Source organism: Gluconacetobacter tumulicola (genome assembly GCF_014174215.1).
Taxonomy (GTDB): domain Bacteria; phylum Pseudomonadota; class Alphaproteobacteria; order Acetobacterales; family Acetobacteraceae; genus Gluconacetobacter; species Gluconacetobacter tumulicola.
Window position 1 is genome coordinate 1 of sequence record NZ_JABEQL010000075.1, and the last position, 1,009, is coordinate 1,009.

Below are 1,009 nucleotides of genomic sequence, written 5' to 3' on the forward strand. Positions count from 1 at the left end.
CAAGCTCCTCTTCCTGGCCTTGAACCGGGCCGAAAAAGAATGGATCATGCCCCCGAGGGAATGGTCCATGGCAAAGGCCCAGTTCGCCATTCTCTTCGGTGAACGCTTCGCTCGCGCCACCGTCTGATCAACAACGTGAACAACGCATCGCACACGAAATTCCTGACAGTCCCACAAGCCCGGTCCGTAGCTCCGATCCGGCCTCGAACGCGTGCAAATAGACGCATTCGTATTTCAACGACCGCCACAGACGTTCGATGAACACGTTGTCCAGCCAGCGATCGCGCCCATCCATGCTGATGCGAACCTGGCGTCGTTCCAGGACCTCGGTAAACCGGGGCATCGTGAATTGTGAAACCTGGTCCGTGTTGAAAATCTCCGGGGTGCCGTAGCGCACCAGCGCATCCCGGAGTGCCTCGACGCACAACTCCGCATCCATCGTGTTCGACAGACGCCAGGACAGCACCTTGCGCGTGTGCCAATCCATGACCGCCACCAGATAGAGAAAGCCTTTCCGCATCGGGATATAAGTGTTGTCGGAACACCACACCTGATTGGGCCGGTCGATGACCAGATCCCGCAGCAGATACGGATATTCCGATGCTCCGGATGTGGCACGGTCGTGCGCGGCTTCTTGTAGATCGCCCGTAAGCCCATTCTCGCCATGAGCAGGCGAGCCCGCTTGCGGCCGACATCGTGGCCGAGACGACGAAGATGCCGGGTCATCTGACGGGACCCGTAATACGTTGTCTCCAGAAACTGCGCGTCGATCAGCCGCATCAGTTCCAGATTCGCCTCGCTCTGTGGCACAGGCCGGTAGTAGACGCCCGATCGGTTGAGTTGCAGCAACGTGCATTGCCGCACGACCGAAGCCGAGGCCGTTTCAGGTCGATCATTTGCGGGACTGTCAGGAATTTCGTGTGCGAGGCGTTGTTCACGTTGTTGATCAGACGGTGGCGCGTGCGAAGCGTTCACCGAAGAGAATGGCGAACTGGGCCTTTGCCATGGA

The 1,009-nt window shown here is 58.8% G+C and carries 2 pseudogenes; one reads left to right on the plus strand and one right to left on the minus strand.

Features of this window, described 5'->3' with window-relative positions:
- Positions 1-127: pseudogene (locus HLH29_RS19300) on the plus strand (IS256 family transposase); the annotation flags it as partial.
- Positions 128-175: 48 nt separating this feature from the next.
- Here HLH29_RS19300 and HLH29_RS19305 read toward each other — a convergent pair.
- Positions 176-879: pseudogene (locus tag HLH29_RS19305) on the minus strand (IS3 family transposase); the annotation flags it as partial.
- Between the last annotated feature and the right edge of the window lie 130 nt (positions 880-1,009).